This window comes from Aquiflexum sp. (genome assembly GCF_977115555.1).
The window spans coordinates 1-17,118 of record NZ_CDSBKL010000045.1; the positions used below are offsets into that span (position 1 = coordinate 1).

14 protein-coding genes are annotated in these 17,118 nt (G+C 41.7%); 4 read left to right on the top strand and 10 right to left on the bottom strand.

Going from position 1 to position 17,118, the window contains the following annotated elements; all coding sequences use genetic code 11:
* Window positions 1-201 precede the first annotated feature (201 nt).
* On the top strand, window positions 202-942 hold the full coding sequence (locus ACZFYI_RS04790; RefSeq protein ID WP_462522978.1) for a hypothetical protein: 741 nt from the start codon (window positions 202-204) through the stop codon (window positions 940-942).
* Between the two features lie 121 nt (window positions 943-1,063).
* On the opposite strand, the gene ACZFYI_RS04795 is transcribed toward ACZFYI_RS04790, so the two are convergent.
* The 7 genes from ACZFYI_RS04795 to ACZFYI_RS04825 form a co-directional block, all read right to left on the bottom strand.
* A complete protein-coding gene (locus ACZFYI_RS04795) occupies window positions 1,064-3,454 on the bottom strand; it encodes a TonB-dependent receptor (protein ID WP_462522979.1) in 2,391 nt (796 codons plus the stop codon).
* Between the two features lie 217 nt (window positions 3,455-3,671).
* The gene (locus ACZFYI_RS04800; RefSeq protein ID WP_462522980.1) at window positions 3,672-5,630 is read right to left on the bottom strand and encodes an alpha-amylase family glycosyl hydrolase; all 1,959 of its coding nucleotides are present in this window, start codon (window positions 5,628-5,630) and stop codon (window positions 3,672-3,674) included.
* 53 nt (window positions 5,631-5,683) lie between these two features.
* The gene (locus ACZFYI_RS04805) at window positions 5,684-7,165 is read right to left on the bottom strand and encodes an MFS transporter (RefSeq protein WP_462522981.1); all 1,482 of its coding nucleotides are present in this window, start codon (window positions 7,163-7,165) and stop codon (window positions 5,684-5,686) included.
* 297 nt (window positions 7,166-7,462) lie between these two features.
* Window positions 7,463-7,867, bottom strand: a complete 405-nt coding sequence (locus tag ACZFYI_RS04810; protein WP_462522982.1) for a GNAT family N-acetyltransferase — start codon at window positions 7,865-7,867, stop codon at window positions 7,463-7,465.
* Window positions 7,868-7,883: 16 nt separating this feature from the next.
* On the bottom strand, window positions 7,884-8,642 hold the full coding sequence (gene madM, locus ACZFYI_RS04815; protein WP_462522983.1) for a malonate transporter subunit MadM: 759 nt from the start codon (window positions 8,640-8,642) through the stop codon (window positions 7,884-7,886).
* 1 nt (window position 8,643) lies between these two features.
* A complete protein-coding gene (gene madL, locus ACZFYI_RS04820; RefSeq protein ID WP_462522984.1) occupies window positions 8,644-9,006 on the bottom strand; it encodes a malonate transporter subunit MadL in 363 nt (120 codons plus the stop codon).
* Between the two features lie 9 nt (window positions 9,007-9,015).
* The gene (locus ACZFYI_RS04825; protein ID WP_462522985.1) at window positions 9,016-10,491 is read right to left on the bottom strand and encodes an acyl-CoA synthetase; all 1,476 of its coding nucleotides are present in this window, start codon (window positions 10,489-10,491) and stop codon (window positions 9,016-9,018) included.
* Window positions 10,492-10,800: 309 nt separating this feature from the next.
* On the opposite strand from ACZFYI_RS04825, the gene ACZFYI_RS04830 reads away from it, so the two are divergent.
* Window positions 10,801-12,066 carry a M24 family metallopeptidase gene (locus ACZFYI_RS04830; protein WP_462522986.1) on the top strand — a complete coding sequence of 422 codons (1,266 nt, stop codon included), beginning with the start codon at window positions 10,801-10,803 and terminating at the stop codon, window positions 12,064-12,066.
* An 84-nt stretch (window positions 12,067-12,150) separates the two neighbouring features.
* On the opposite strand, the gene ACZFYI_RS04835 is transcribed toward ACZFYI_RS04830, so the two are convergent.
* The 3 genes from ACZFYI_RS04835 to ACZFYI_RS04845 all read right to left on the bottom strand — a co-directional run bounded on the left by ACZFYI_RS04835 (window position 12,151) and on the right by ACZFYI_RS04845 (window position 15,618).
* Complete coding sequence (locus ACZFYI_RS04835; protein WP_462522987.1) at window positions 12,151-13,134, bottom strand: virulence RhuM family protein; 984 nt, start codon at window positions 13,132-13,134, stop codon at window positions 12,151-12,153.
* Window positions 13,135-13,489: 355 nt separating this feature from the next.
* Entirely contained in the window at window positions 13,490-15,118 is a 1,629-nt protein-coding gene (locus ACZFYI_RS04840; RefSeq protein ID WP_462522988.1) for a Gfo/Idh/MocA family protein, read from the bottom strand.
* 5 nt (window positions 15,119-15,123) lie between these two features.
* On the bottom strand, window positions 15,124-15,618 hold the full coding sequence (locus tag ACZFYI_RS04845) for a DoxX family membrane protein (protein WP_462522989.1): 495 nt from the start codon (window positions 15,616-15,618) through the stop codon (window positions 15,124-15,126).
* A 325-nt stretch (window positions 15,619-15,943) separates the two neighbouring features.
* On the opposite strand from ACZFYI_RS04845, the gene ACZFYI_RS04850 reads away from it, so the two are divergent.
* Window positions 15,944-16,318 (top strand): BlaI/MecI/CopY family transcriptional regulator, encoded by a 375-nt coding sequence (locus tag ACZFYI_RS04850; protein ID WP_462522990.1) that lies wholly within the window; start codon window positions 15,944-15,946, stop codon window positions 16,316-16,318.
* The coding region (locus ACZFYI_RS04855) for a M56 family metallopeptidase (RefSeq protein ID WP_462522991.1) at window positions 16,315-17,118 on the top strand (804 nt) is incomplete at its 3' end. The genes ACZFYI_RS04850 and ACZFYI_RS04855, both read left to right, overlap by 4 nt.

The window sequence follows — 17,118 nt, forward strand, 5'->3', positions numbered from 1 at the left end:
GTTTGTGATTCTTTTCTTTATTATCTTTTTCAGGTCAGCTTACGTTTCTTTTGATATTAATTAGTAATTATTATATTTTATATATTTTAAAAAATATATATTTTTTTTTGACCTCTGTCCGTTCCGGAGAATTTATTCGAAAAAATTCACCAATTTCCGCAGATACATAATTTCAACTATTCTTAATTTAGAAAAAAGAGTATGGGTGACTTAGCAAGAAAAGAATCGGCTTCGAGTCGGCATTCTATCCAAAAACTCTTAGCCGAAATTTCCCTTCTGGAAAAAAACATAGGAATGGTCAGCAAGGAAATCGGAACTTTTGAAAATTCCATCCGGCACAAGTTGCAAATACAAATTTCCCAACTGTCTTCTTTGAACAAAAAAATGAAAGAGAAACAACAATTAAAAAAAGCAAAGAGACTTGAACAAAAGAAAAAAGGAAAAAACTACAAAGAACCTGTTCAATTGATTTCCCCAAAACAGAAAAGCAAGTCAGGACCTGAGGTCAATGAAGGAGAAAAGCAAGAATTGAAACGCCTGTATAAAGAGGCCATCGTAAAGGTACATCCCGACAAAATCGACCACGGAGGCATGGTAGACAAAATCAAAACTGCCACTGACCTCACCTCACAACTTAATGGAATTTATAAAAACGGTGACCTCGAGGCTTTGCTGAATTTTTACCAAACGTTTATCATCGCCCTTCCGGACCTGGAGGGCCGGCAAATAGAAATTCCTTCTGTCAATTCCGAAATAAGACTCGCTGCATTGCTTTCCAAAAAAGAAGCTTTGACTAAACAGCTGCAGAACTTAGAAACCAATTACCTTTACCATGTTTTAAAAACTTACGAAAACCCGCTGACTTTCATTGATGAATTGGAGCTAGAGTTCCAAAACAAAATCGGCAAACTGGAAAAAAGGACTAGAAAAGGATTTACCTGATTTATCGTTTTCCGGAATTGGAAAGCTTATTGCCTATTCAATGAATTTTTTTTCGAAAATCGATTACCTGAATTTCTGGATGTTGGACAAAATGACTAGAAGGGTATATATCAACCTTAAATTACTCAATTCTGTAATTCAGGGTAAGGTTTACTTGCCTGACTACATTTTGGAAATCTCCTGTTGTCACAAATCCCGTTCCCTCTACGATATACCTGTCCCTACGTGAATTCAGGATATCAGCAATCGTTAAAATCAACTTTCCCCTTCCTTTCAATACATCTTTGCTCCCGGACAAATCCATAAAAAAGATTGATTTTCTCACACCTTGGGCAGTTTTTTGTCTTGCCTGATAGTTTGCTCTCAGTTGTACATCATAGCCATTTCCAAATATAAATCGGGAATTTTGTCTGGCATACCATGAGTACGTCGTCGCAACAAAATCATCCTGTATATTGCTCCCATCTATTTTGGCATGGAAAAAGTTGAAATTGATATCCGCTTTCCACCACGGGAAAATCGCATAATCGGTCGTAAACTCAATCCCATAAGCCATTTCTGAGTTGAGGTTTTCGGTGATCGTGACCGCGTTTCCTTGGTTGTCTACTGTCCTGATTCTGTCTATTTTGTCTTTGGTGTCCCGGAAATACACGGTCGAAAAAAGAGATCCTTTTTCAAAATACTTGATATGTCCCAATTCAAAGGCATTGGTAAATTCCGGATTAAGGTCAGGGTTCCCACTGAAGAAATTTCTGGCGTCCGAAAATGTCACGAATGGACTCAGGTCATTGTAGACAGGTCTTCTCACTCTCCTGCTATAACTCAACTGAATTGCATCTTCTTTATCGATATTGTAGGTGAGGTGTGCACTTGGAAACAGGTTTACATAATTCCGGGGATTGATTTCGTTGGTTTTGACCAAAGTGGTCTTTACATCCGTCCATTCTGCCCTCAATCCACCTTGGTAACTGAATTTGTTGGATTTATTTCCAAGAATCCCATATACGGCATGGATATTTTCTTGATAGAGGAAGATGTTGTCCAAACCTGGAATTGGGAAGAATTCACCATTTTCATTTTTCTCCTCTACGACAAAATCATTTTTCATATTCCGGAAGCTGCTTCTCAGGCCTGTTTCAAATTTCCCTCCTCCCGACCCCAATGGTTTGGTGTAGTCAATCTGAATCAGGTATTGCTTTTCAAACTCATCATTGATAGAAGTCTGTACCAAAGATTGGCCAGGATCCAACACCCCTTCCGGAGAAAAAGTATCTTCTGTGAATAGCTGATCGGAATTTTCCCAATAATCCAAGTAGGTAAAGGCAGCTGTAAAATCATGTCCTTTCTGCTCAAAAGAGCGCTTGTAGCTCACAATGATCTCTGAGTTCGGCTCCATCTCCGTTTCATCCTGCCTTCTTTTGCTAAAGCTCTGTAGATTATCCAAGGAAAAAATATAATCATCATACCTGATATCTGTGATCCTGTGGGCATCGCTTCTTCTCCATAAATAGGAACCGGTAAGTATGCTTTTTTCATTGAAATAGTAGTCCAATCCAGCCCTGATGTTATTGTTAAGGCTATTGACAACTCCATTTGTAGATTGGTCAGAAATAAAAAGTGTATCCCCTCCAAACGCTTCCTGGAACAAGGTTCCGTTCCGGGGCTGTCTTCTTTTGGCCAAGCCATAATTGACAAACCAATTGATTTTCTTATGCCTGTAATTTAGGTTTGCAGCCAATCCAAGATTCAGCGGATCACCCACAGTTGCCTCAAATGAACCGTTGAAGCCTTGGTTATTGTCCTTTTTCAGAATGATATTGATCACGCCTGCCATCCCTTCGGCCTCATATTTTGCGGAGGGATTGGTGATGACCTCGACGCTTTCGACCATACTCGCCGGAAGTTGTTGGAGGCCACGGCTTCCTTTGAAACTCACCAATCCTGAAGGCTTCCCATCGATCAGGATCCGCACGTTTCCTGATCCCCGAAGGCTCACATTCCCTTCTGTATCCACCGATACCGAAGGCAGATTCATCAGGATATCGGCAGTTGTACGGCCGGCATTGGCAAGGTCCTGACCGACGTTGAATACCCTTTTGTCTAAGGCAAGTTCCATAAAAGCCTTTTCACCTTCCACCACCACCTCGGATAGGTTGCTCATGGTCGGTTTGAGCTTCAGAGATTCAAAACGGTAGACTGGCTGCTCCTTAGAAACCTGAAAATCCGCACTTTTGAAGGGCTCAAAACCCATAAACTCGATCAATGCATAATAAGTCCCAAAAGGAATATCTATACCGAACTCCCCTTTGTCATCAGTGATGTTCCCTTCCACCAATTGCTCGGGACTTTTGTAGATGGCCACTGTAGCGAATGAAAGCGGGTTTCCTGAAATGCTATCAATGATTTTTCCTTCCACCTTTCCTTTGCCTGCCTGCTGCGCAAATAAAGGGGAGATAAATTGGGACATGGCCCAAAGAAAAAAAACCAAAACCTTTACCGGGGTTTTAGGCATTTTAAAGTAAGGTTTCAATTTCTGGTTTGAAAATTAGGTTTATCAAATAGGCTTGAGAAAAGCAATTCAGGTTTACCGAATAGCCATAGTAAATCAATGTATTAGAATAAAAACCCTTAATGAATTGATTTTTGATCAATGGGATTTTTCAGGCCTCCTTTCACTGATTCCTTGATTTTAATCAAAAATTGCTTTCGAAAAACCTAACTCCAAAAACCTAACCCAGCTGAATCGGCTCTAATAAACAAAACTGATAAGGTTCGAGCCAGAGGTACTCATGGTCAGGACCTACCTTGATTTCTTTTTGAGACCAATGATCGAAGAGTGATTCAGGTGACTTTCCCTTTTCCTTAAAGGCATACCAAGTCAGGTTTTGGTATTTGTCGCTGAAATTGAAAACCCCATAAAAAGATTTTCCTTCATAAGTTCTCAAAAAAGTAGCTATGTGAATGTTGTGCGGCGATATCCAGGTCAGGTTTTTGTAATCTCCGATCACAGGAAGTTCCTTGCGGAGTTTGATCAATGCCTGCATCTGGGAGAAAATCCTGTTTTCGACCGTTCCTTCTACATTTCTTCTGTTTGCTTTTTCCCAATCAATCAAAGGCCTGTGCAACCACCTATTGTCGTAGCTTTTTCCAGGATCATTGCTGAAGCCATAATCATTGGTATAGCCGATTTCATCCCCATAATACAACATCGGCAATCCACCCAAAAACAAAGAATGTGCCTGCATCATGATGATTTTCTGAATAGAGATGTCTATGCCTTTATCGTCATTTTCATAGAGGGCTTTTTCCAATCCACACAAAGAAGCCAATGTACCGCTGATTCGGGCATCTCCGGTTTTTGGATTGGAAGAAAACAAGGCTCCCCGTGCGGGACTGTCGGGAAGGTTACCCGAATAATAATCCATTAAATACCTGCGGTGTCTGTAAGGTGACTTACCGGCCATTTCTATCATGTAGTCCTCATACCCCATTCCGATGTCATCATGGCATCTGATGTATGAAATCCAAGAAGTACCGAATGGCTTTTGCAAAATGGCATGCTGGGCGGCTAGCATCACGTCCGTCTCCCCAGTGGCAAGCATGTCCCATTGCAGTGCCATATGCGTAGCATTGTAGGCAAAATCACATTCCCTCGCTGTATATTCCCCGGTTCCAAAATATTTAATGATTTCCTTTGGTGCGACGATGGCCTCGCCCAATATCGCCATTCCCGGCGTGGCCACAAGGACACATTCTTTGATCAACTGCAGCAGCGTATGAACCTGAGGAAGATTCTGTGAAGTAGTCCATGTTTGTTTCCAAATAAACGCCGGAGCATCTATCCTCAGGACATCCACACCCAAATTGGCGTAAAAAAGAACATTGTCCAACATGGCCCTGAAAACCATGGGGTTCATATAATTGAGATCCCATTGGTAATTATGAAATACCGTCATGACCCATTTTTGGCATTCTTCCACATAGGTAAAATTACCGGGAGCGGCTTCGGGGAAAATTTCAGGCATCTTCTCCTCATATTGGTTGGGAATCCACCTGTTGTCAAACATGTAAAAGAAGTCCTGATAATAAGGATCTCCTGCCTTGGCTTTTTCTGCCCATTCATGCCTATGGGAAGTATGGTTGAGGACAATGTCCAGCATCATGTACATCCCCTTTTGCTGCATTTCCTTTCTCAAAGAAATCAAATCCTCGAGACTGCCAAACTTTTTGTCAACCTTACGGAAATCCGAAACAGCGTATCCACCGTCACTTTCCCCTGCAGGGCTTTCAAAAAGCGGCATCAGGTGAAGAAAGTTTATCCCAAGCTCTTCGAGGTAAGGCAGTTTGGTTTTGAGTTGGGGAAGGTCTCCTGCAAAGCGGTCGACATAGAGACTCATGCCTACCAGTTCATTGCTCAAAAACCAATTCCCTTTTTTTGCTTTTTCTTCATCCCTTTTTCGGAGATCCTTTTCACGGGATTGATAAGTCCGGACAAGGGTAGCAATCAACTGCTCGAAGATTTCATCTTTTTTGGGATGCGAACTGTATATCTGATAGTAGAGATGGGTGATAGAAGCCATTCCTGCATTAAGCCTCGAGATAAATGCTTTGTCTTTGATAGATAATTTAAGCTCGTTGGCGGAAAGAATATTACGGATGAAGTCTGTCAATGAATGGTCTGTGGCCATGGAAAAGGGTATTTTTTTCTTTTTAATTAAGGAATAGAACTACAGCTCGCATATCAATGTCCCCCTCCCATCGGGGCTGAAGCGGTATCAATGTCATGGGTTTCTTTGATTCTCAAAGTTGCCAATGCCGCCAAAAGCAACAATGCCCCTGCAAAAGTAATCGCAAACCCCGGGTCATTGCTGAGGATATATTTTGATATAAAACCAAAACTCAGTGTTTGCAAAATCATGGGAATCACAATCATCATGTTGATGATCCCCATGTATACGCCATACCTTTCTTTTGGAATTTCATTGACCACAAGCAGGTAAGGTATACCCATCATACTCGCCCATGCAATTCCAAATCCGGTCATTGGAACCATCAGGGCGTATTTATTTTCAATATGGGGAAATGCCAGCAAACCAACCCCCGCAAGGATGAGGCAAATGAAATGGACTTTCCGGGGGCCGAATTTCTTGGCGACACCCACCAGTGCAAAAGCTGACAAAAAAGTGACAATATTGTACCAACCGTTGACCAAACCTGTCCAACCAACTGCTTCTTCAAACAACTTCATGTCTTCGGCAGGCGAAGTTTTCCAAACTGACTGAGCAATACTTTTGGCGGCATTCTGCCAATAGACAAAGAGCGCATACCATTGGAAAAGGTAAACCAAAGCCAACTTCCACATCACAGAAGGCATGTCGACGACAGCATGGATGATTTCAAGATTTTCACCAAAAAGGATACGCGAGTACTTGTTTTTCTCCATCGATGCAATCAGCCTTGGAATCAAAGTCCGGTCAAAAATCGAAGGAATCAGTAAGAACGCAAACAGGATATAAACCAACAATGATGTAAAGACCGAAAGGAAAAACTGGATTACAGGATTGGGAAGCCCTTTATTCTTTTCAGTCAATACAGCCAATTCTTCGGAACTTGGCGGTATTTCAGGTGTCTTATAAATACTCCATCCCACGGAAGTAATCGAACAAATTGAACCTAAAAAGAAGGAAGCATAAACCCAAACCGGGAGAGAACCCGCAGTTCCCGGAATGTACATCTGAAAGATAAAGAGTGAAATATTGGCCAAGGTAATTCCCAAACCTGTAAAAAAACTTTGGGAAAGAAAACCTGTGGCATACTGTTCTTCCGGAAGTTTGTCAGCAATCAATGCCCGATAGGGTTCCATTGCGGTATTGTTGGCTGCATCCAAAACCCAAAGCAGACCTGCTGCCATCCAAAGTGAACTACTGAAAGGATAAAGAAAAAGACAGATGCTGCAAAAAACTGCGCCTATGAAGAAAAAAGGCTTCCTTCTGCCAAATCTTGGACTCCAGGTACGGTCACTCAAGGCTCCGATGATAGGCTGGATCAGCAATCCTGTCATAGGTCCGGCAAGGTTCAGGATGGGAATTTCATGCGGCTGTGCCCCGAGCATGTCATAGATAGGATTGACCGCACTCTGCTGCAATCCGAAGCTATACTGAATGCCAAAAAATCCGACATTCATATTGATGATCTGTTGAAAGGAGAGTCGTGGTTTTTTCATGTCGGGGAGGTTAAATTGGGTTAGGGGCTATGGTGATTGCTTCTATTTTATAGAAAGTTCAATTCGAGCATTCTAAAATAGAAAAATAATCTTCTAATATATAACCCTCTGCAAAACGGATAATAGCCTAAATGGTGTCATAGAAGCTGATTTTGATCGAAAACAGAACCCAAATCCCGTTTTTTGATCCATCTATAACGGTTGCGGAAAAAACTTGATCCCCTATCCATTTTTGTTGAAAAAAATTCAAAAACGAGCAAATTTTTTATAGGATTCAAACCATATCATCTTGATCCTCTAACAATACCTCTCCATCTCCACATATGCCATCCCTTCTTTTTGGAAAATGACTTCTGTTTCAACCATTCCGAATTTTTGATAAAAACCTGCTTTTGATGTCCTCGCATTGCACCAGATTCGGGTCACTTTTTTTCCTTCCAAAAAATCAAAAATGTACTCAAGGAGTCTTGAACCATATCCCTTTCCCTGAAACTGTTCCAAGGTGGCAAACTTCCTAAATTGGGCTTCCTGCCCGTGGATAAAAACCGAAACTACCGAAATCAGATTTTCCTCCACAAACAACCCAAAGTGGATCCCATTTTCATCTTCGGGAACCCTGACAAAATCTATGGACTTGTCGGGCCACATGACTTGTTGGCGGATGGGGAGAATTTGGTCAATAGAAACCTCTTTGATTGTCATCTTTCTATTTCTTTCATCAAAAAACCATCTCCAATAAAATAAAGAACAGCGAAGGACAAATCAGACATCCCAAACCGGTGTAGAAAGTCGCAGTCACCGCGCCATAAGGAACCAACTTGGGATCTGTTGCCGCCAATCCTGCAGCCACTCCACTCGAAGTACCCATCAATCCTCCAAATGCCATGGCTGATTCAGGACTGTCCAAACCGATTTTATTGGCGGCGATAGGCGTAATGATCGTCACTGCAATGGTTTTGACCACCCCCGCCGCAATGCTCAGCGCAATCACTTCCGAACTTGCCCCGACCGCCGCACCTGTCACCGGGCCGACGATGTATGTACAGGCACCTGCCCCGATTGTGCATAGACTGGCAGCATCCCGATATCCCCAAACATAAGCAAGGACAACCCCCATAAAAAAGAATATCCCTATCCCAAAAAACAAGGAAATCATACCGAGTAAACCGGCCTTGCGAACCAAATAAAAACTCGCGCCAATCGCAGTGGCCACAATCGCAAAATCCCGAAACATCGAACCTCCCAAAGTCCCCACCCCCTTGAAAATAGCAATGTCTGACAATCCCTTTTCCCCTCCGGTAAAAACCCCTCCGATGTAGCCAAGTACCAAGCCAAGGAAAATCGCAATTGCCGAACCGGGAATTTTGGAATTCAGTACTTTTTTGGAAAAAAGCTCAGAAAAAGCCACAATCATCCCTACCACCAAAAACCCTACGATCAAGCCGTTTTTCTCTACCAATTTTAGGAATATCTCCATATCAGTTTTTGTGGAATTTTTTGAGGATCAAAGGAAAAACAAAAAAAGCAGCCACAACAGGAATTGCTCCGGCCACAATTGCCAAAGTGCCCGTCGAAACTGCAGATTTGACATTGAGGCTTGCCGCCATCGCGATGACCACCGGAATGTACATTTTATTCCAAAAGTCAATGCCCAAATCCATGTCAGGACTCATCCAGTTTTTTTTGACAAACCACTCCTTCAGCAGCATCAGGATAATCATCGCAAAACCCACTCCGCCAACGTTGGCATTGATGCCGAGTAAGGTTCCGAAAAATTCACCCAGCCACTGACCGACAATATAGGAAAATGCCAAGAGCGCAACACCGTAGATTATTTTCATATATTCAGGTCAAAACAGTTTTTTCAATTCATTTTTGGTCACTTTCCCCATGGCATTCCTTGGAAGGTCAGGCACGATAAGGTATTTTCTAGGCGTCTTATATGCCGGCATCTGCTCCCTCATCCAGGAATTTAAATGGTCAAGGTCCAGCTCTTTTTCTGTCACCAAAGCAGCCACCACCAATTCTCCCCATTCTTCATTTGGGACTCCGATAACGCCACAGTCTTTGATTCCGGAGTATTTACGCAAGACTTCTTCGATTTCCAAAGCAGATATTTTATATCCGCCGGATTTGATGATGTCAATCGAATCCCGGCCAAGAATCTTGAAATAGCCCTCTTCTATGATAGCAATGTCTCCGGTTTTGAACCAACCGTCTTGGGTAAAAGTCTTTGAGGTTGCTTCAGGTTTTTCCCAATATTCCTTAAATACATTTTGGCCTTTGACCTGGATTTCTCCAGGTTGGCCGGAAGCCACTTCTCTATCAGCTTCATCACAAAGCCTTACCTCCACTCCCTTGAGTGGCATTCCTATGTATCCTGCACGCCGTTTTCCTTCATAGGGATTGCTGATGGCCATACCGATTTCGGTCATTCCATATCTTTCGAGCAAGTAATGGCCGGAGATGCTGTACCATTTTTCCATCACAGATACAGGAAGCGCCGCGGAGCCTGAAACCATCAACCTGAATTTTTTCAGACAGGAAGAAATTTCCTTTTGCTCTGACTCGGGAAGGCTTTCATAATAAGCGATCAACTTAAAATAAATAGTCGGAACAGCCATGAATACATTGACTTTGCCCTCCAGGAAAATCTCAAAGACCTTTTTTGCATCAAAGTTCGGCAAAAACTGCAAGGTCGCCCCCGACCACATGGCGCAGGAATTGACATTGATGATGCCATGGACATGGTGCAGGGGAAGGATAGAAAGGGTGTAATCATCAGAATTCCATTTCCAAGCTTCCACCAAAGTACTGACCTGTGCTTCGATATTGGCATGCGTGGTCAAAACCCCTTTTGGCAGGCTCGTCGTACCCGAAGTAAAAAGGATCATGGCTCCACGGGAATTATCTATTTCGGGTAATTCCCTTCTTTCTATTTTGGAAAAATCTAACAAACTGATAAATCTGATTTTGGAATTTTCAGCAAAAGGAGAAAGGATTTCTTCATATTCCGGGCCGCAAATGATGATGGATGAACCTGTATTTTCTACCACATACTGCAAAGAAGGAAAAGGATAAGTGATGCAAAGTGGAACAGCTATCCCACCGGCACGCCATATTCCCCACTGTACAGCCATATATCCAAAGCCCGGCGATACCATGTAGGAAACGCGCTTTTGGGCAAGGTCTTTCTCGTCATGAAGAAGATATTGTGCGATTTCTTCGCTTCGATCCAAAAGATCCATATAGGAATAAGAAACAGACTGATCTACAATAGCAGGTTTGTCAGCGAATCGATGGGCATTTTCAATCAATTGTAGCATAATAGGTTATTTGGGATGCTGAAATTAACCTGAAATTTAATTCCATAAAAAATATGTGTTGATTTTCAGTAGAACCTCGACAATATAAATTTTATATCAGTCTGCCACATTTCCAATATCAAAAAAAAACCGGCTTTGAAGTTCAATAGTCTATGCTGAGGCTTATAGGTTATTTAAAATTTTCCGTTTCTCATATTCCTGTTTTAAACTTACCGTCAGAACAGCGAATCAACCCATTTAAAGTAATCGTTTGCAATTATTTCAAATAGAACCTTTATTTTGGATTGACTTATAAGCCAAATTCCAACCATGACATTCAACAGACGAAATTTTCTCAAACTCGCCTCTTTAGCTCCGGGGCTGGCGATTCCCTCATTCAGTTTTGCAAATCAAAGTGAAAAAGATCTTCCAAAAGCCCTGGGCGGTTTGAAACCGATGACCGCGGACGTAGTTCCGATCAGCCGGGAAGAGAGGTTGGCACGGATCGCCAAAGCACAAAGTCTGATGATTGCCAATAAAGTAGATGCGCTGTTTCTCGAGCCCGGAACAAGCATGGCCTATTTTTTGGATTTTGATTTTTTCCTATCAGAAAGGATGGTAGCGGCAATTATTCCTGCCAAAGGTGAAATCGCCTATGTCTGTCCAAAATTTGAGGAAGACAAAGTCACAGAATTGGTAAAGTTCGGTTCGGATATCCGCACTTGGCAGGAACATGAAAGCCCCTACCAGGTGGCTGCAGGGATATTGAAAGACAAAGGAACTCCCAATCAGACCGTGGCAATAGAAGAGCGCTCCAGATTTTTTCTTTATGACGGTATCAAAAAAGAAACCTCACGACTGAATTTTGTTTTGGCGGATCCAATTACCGCCGGTTGCAGGATGTATAAATCTCCGGCAGAAATCGCCCTGATGCAGAAAGCAAACGACATTACACTTGCGGCATACAAAGTACTTTTTGATTCGCTTCATGAGGGAATGACACAGGAGGAATTCAGCAGAGTGGCCACCGAAGCCCACATGGCTTTAGGAGCAAAAGGTTCTATTGGGGCAAACTTTGGCGAATGGTCCGCATTTCCACATGGAAGCAGCACACCTCAGAAACTCAAAGAAGGGGACTTGATCTTGGCCGATGGCGGCTGTAAAATTGAAGGTTATACCTCTGACATCAGCAGAACGATTGTTTTTGGCAAACCAACTTCCCGTCAGACAGAAGTATGGAACATCGCGAGAGATGCACAGCAAAAAGCGATAGAATTAGCTGCCAAGCAAGGTACTACCTGTGAACAAATGGATGCCTTGGCAAGAGGAATTGTGAGCAAGGGTGGATTTGGCCCTGATTACAAATATTTCAGTCACCGTCTTGGACACGGAATCGGTCTCGATGTACATGAATGGACCAACCTGGTACGCGGTAACAAAACCCCGCTTCAGGAAGGAATGTGTTTTAGTAATGAACCGGGAATTTATATAGTGGGGGAATTTGGTGTCAGGGTAGAAGATTGCTTTTATATGTCTGCTTCAGGACCGAAGTTCTTCAGCGCCCCAAGTTCGGCGATTGACAAGCCTTTTGCCTAGGAGGAAGGGAATTATATCGTAAAAAAAACCGTGATTCTAATAAACAAAAACAATAAACATGTAATCGGAATTGATAGATAATCCTTAGGGTTTTAGCTTTTTTATCTCCTTATCAAAATCACTTTCGTAATTCTGATCCTGGACAACCCTAAATTTATCATATTCCCCTTCCGCCTTTAGCTTCGCTTCAAGCATAGATATTTTACCTTTATCCTTTAAAATGGGATAATTGGATAGTTCTAAAAACCTATCCAGAAAAGATGTCCATTGCAACATATTGAAGGCGATTCCTCTTTGTGCATTGTTTTCAGCCAAATCTAAATATGCCGAAACGATTCTATTTAACTGTGATATATGCTGGTGTGCAAGGTAATTTTTGGCAACTACCACATCACTTTTCATTATTTTCCCTTCAGGAGCAGCTTTCCAAGTTTTCAAACCCATATATAGTTTTGTTGCATCAGCCTCTGTATAAATAATTTCAGCAGCGGTTTTACCGGTAATTGCCCAGTGTAACTTATTTTGAACAGCCGCAAAAAAGTCTTTGGTCTGTTGGCTTTCTTTGTCATAATCTGTGCTCAAGGAATACAAATCAGTGATTTTTTGGTAAAATCTGCGTTCACTGGCTCTGATTTCGCGAATTCGTTCCAGTAATTCATCAAAAAAATCCTGCCCAAAATTTTTGCCTTGCTTGAGTCGGTCATCATCTAACAAAAATCCTTTAATTATAAACTCATTGAGGGTTTGGGTGGCCCATTTCCGAAAATCGGTAGCTTGTATTGAATTCACTCTGTAGCCAACAGCCAAAATTGCTTCCAATCGGTAAAAATTTGTCTTATAATTTTTACCATCCTCTGCAGTATGTGCAATTTTTGCACATACTGAGTCTTCGTCCAATTCTTTGCTATCAAAAATTTTTCCTAAATGCCTAGTAATAACAGTTCTATCTACGCCAAACAACTCTGCCATGGCCTTTTGTGTCAGCCAAAAGCTTCCGCTTTGAAAATATACTGAAACGTTTATTGTGTGATCTTCGGTATGGTATAGAAGTAAGTCTCTTGCTTTCATCTTTTTAATTTCATCATTATCAACTTTTCAAAACCTCTAGAATCTTCCTTTTAAACATATCGAATCCTTTAAATTTCATATATCTAATTTTATTGGGAATTCTTCTATTTCATTCCAATGAATACTCTCATTTCCTACTTTATCCCAAGTTTCATTAAAGCCAAACTTTATAATTTCCAGAATATAAAATGAAGATTCAAAAAAATTCAAAATTTGAATTGACCAGCTTAAAGTAAATCTAATTTTTCTTAAACTAAAATTTTTATACTATTTGGGTCAATGGGTAGCTCATAAAAAAGGGTTGCCATTTACGGAAACCCTTTTTTTCTAAAGAAAATTTTCAAAATCCCGTTTTTCAAGAAATAAAAACCTCGTCATTGTTGAGTAGGATCTCATCAAGGTTTTCTCCAGGAAGGGCGATGATTTTTTCGTTTTCTGCATCCCATTCAATCCTTCTGCCGATTTTGTAAGAAAGGCCTCCCATATGGGCGGTGATGGCTTCTTCAAAACCCTCTTTGATACCACAGCTTGGCTCTCCCCCATTTCGGATACAACTCATCCATTCTCTCAGGTGAAGGAAAGTAGAATCGACTCTTTTTCCATCCCTGTATGTCCAGAGCAGACCTTTGTTCGCAAAATACTTCGCGGTGGCTGATGTCACGGCATCGACGCCGTTTGCACTTGGGTCATATTGATAAATAGGAACGGAAGGATCTACCCTTTTTTCTTTGATCAGATCTTGGTATTTGGTGGACCTTGGATCCGCATAGATGGTGACCATATTGCCCAATTCCATGGAGGCATCGTGACCCATCAGGACAGTTCCTCTGTCAAACTGATTTCCCAATGTCGCACTGTAAACCAAACTCATGCCTTTTTCTTTGCCCGGTGTCTGACTGGTGCCGGTACTGAACTCCGGAAAATCCATGTTGACCTGCATCACATCAGGCACATTCCTGCCATCCCTGTGCGTATAAACCCCACCTGAGGCAGTCACATATTTGGGAATTCCCATTTTCAAAACACAGTTGATCCGGTCATAATCATGTGTCATCAGGTCACCGGATAATCCTGACCCATAGGCCCACCATTTTCTCCACCTGAAAAAATGTTCGGGATTAAATGGAATTTTGGGGGCTGAACCCAAAAAAGCATTCCAATCGACTGTTTCAGGGGAAGCATCGGGATGGATGTCATATTGCCAGGCTCCGTTATCATCGTTTCTGTTGGTCGCGGTCACCACCAAAGACACATGACCCAAAGTATTTTTGGCTATTGCATCCTGCGCTGTGAGAAAACTCTGCGTCTGCCTGTGTTGGTGACCTACCGCAAATACTGCTTTTGGATTGTTTCTGACTGCATCTCTGATGGCATAGGTTTCCTCAATGCTGTGCGTCATTGGTTTTTCAACATAGACATGGACGCCCGCATTGATGGCATCAATCGACATGGGTGCATGCCAATGATCTGGAGCAGCAATGATGATTGCATCCACTTCCCCGCTGTTGATTAAATCCAAATGTGTTTTGTACCTTTTGCAGGGATTCTCTTTGGTATTGAAGGACCGGAGTGCTTTTTCTGCCCTGACATCAAAAATATCACAGATTGCAGTGAGTTTGACGTTGAGGCCTTCCTGTGCTTTAAATTCTGCCAATCGGGTATCATTGGGATTTTCTGCTGCCGATTTGGCCATGTCATCGAGCCATTCTATGGTAGCAAAACCCAAAGAACGCATCAGCTGCTCTCCTCTGATTCCAAAACCAATCAGACCAACCCTCAGCGGTTCTCCGGACATCGGGCCTGAGGCAGGCGGTGCAGATGCTTTGATATTCAGTGTTTCAAGCAAAAGGTTTCTTTCGCTCAATGCCTTTTCATTGGACCTGAAACCGGCTGTCCAAACTGCGCCAAAAATCGGAATGCCTCCGAGTATTTTGAGCCACTCCCTTCGGGAAAAGCCTTTGAATAAATTCTTGTCAGTTGCCATGTGCTTCAGGGGATTGGGTTTGTGGATACTGTTTTAGGTTTTGCAAAAAGCCTTGCAAGCCCAAAAGCGTAATCTGTTGGAAATAAAAAGAGGACAAAAAGCGCAGCTGCTTCTATCAGGTTTTTGTTGACAAGCCAATAGCTGCCCTCGCTCGGACCTTGAGGATATCCCGGAAATGGGGGATGTGCCAGGTAATACAACAGCAGAAGTCCGATGCCGATGATGCTTGCCCATCTGGTTTTTACCCCGATGACCAGACAAAACCCAACCAGGAGCAAGGCCCCGATATTGAGTGTATCAATGATGGGAATGATTGATTCGCCGGCCATCCATTTGAAAAAAGATTCCATATAACTCGCACTGAGCAAGTATCCTTTAGCAGTCCATGAAGGACTGTACAATTTGATAACACCTTCGTACAAAAAGTGCCAACCGATCAGCAAACGGAGCAGCACTAGGCTACTGGTTTGCGCTGAGGTAAATCTGGAAGTTTGATCCATAGGTTTTTTGTTTATTGATGCACGATATTACCACATCAAACCCCAAAAAAGCATGACATAAATCAATCCAAAACATGATGTATATCTCACTGTAAAACAATTGGTTGGATTTTTAGAAGGAAGGATATTTACCATAAAATGTACAAAAATTTGATCTGTATTTTTGGGAAAAGGTAAAAAAGCACTATTGAAAGTTTTAAAGATTTCAAATAAAAACAAGACAATATACCTTGTAATATGAAGTCAATAATGCCTAAATAAATTTTTTTCGTAGAATTACGAAATTTTCGTAGGAAGTCTAAAATGTTTCATTTAAATTTATTTTATGGAAACATTGACGAAATACGAAGAAAGCCTGATGCGGATATTCTGGAAGCTGAAGAAAGCTTTGGTACGGGATGTCTTGAATGAATTGCCTGAACCCAAGCCACCTTACACCACACTCGCTTCCAACATCAAGCTTTTGGAAAAGAAAGGGTATTTAGACCACAAGACTTACGGAAACATCCACGAATATTTCCCCACAATCACCCAGACTGAATATAGGAAAACCAGTTTCAACGAATTGTTGGAGGACTATTTTGAAGGTTCAGTAGAGAATGTACTTTCCTTTATGGTCAAGGAAAAAGGGTTATCTGAAAAAGATATGGAAGAACTTCAAAAATTGATTGACAACATGGGTAACTCCTCTCAGCTATGATAACTATATTCAACTACCTCTTGGAAGGCAGCATTATCCTGCTTCTACTTTATGCATTTTATATAGCATTTCTTTCCAAACTCACTTTTTTTGGATGGAACAGGGCATACCTGTTGGGTTCTTTGGGATTGGCATTGATCCTTCCTTTACTCTCATTTGATTTGGGTCCGGGTTCAGTCTCAGCCTTGAACCCTGAGGTTTTCACCTACTATCTGCCGGAATTTGCTTTGACTCCTGAAGATGGGATTTCAGCCAAATCAATTTTGGTTTATGGAGCTATTCTCATTTACTTTTCCGGATTTCTTTGGACAATAAGCAGATTGGCAATTGGAATTTTCAAAACCTTTACTTTGATCAAATCTTCTGAAAAATTCAGTCACAAGGATTTGACAATTGTGGTAAACCCAAAATTTCCACCCTCCTCTTTCTTCAATTTTATTCTTTTGCCAGCTTATCAGGTAGGGAATAAAGCGCAGGAATTGATCATTCTCCATGAATCCGAGCATGCTTCACAATTTCATACGATTGATTTGATTTTCATGCAGCTTACCAAAGCGGTTTTCTGGTTTCATCCTTTGATCAAGCATTTCGAATCCAGTATCCATGAAGTTCATGAATTTCAGGCGGACATCAAAGTGACCAGTTTTCATCCAAAAAAAGAATATGCCCAACTTCTATTGAACTTGACAACGACCAAAAAAGAGCAACAGTTTGTGAATAATTTCAACCAATTCCAACTCAAAAAGCGAATCATCATGATGAATACCGCACAATCCGGATTGATCCACAAATGGAGATTC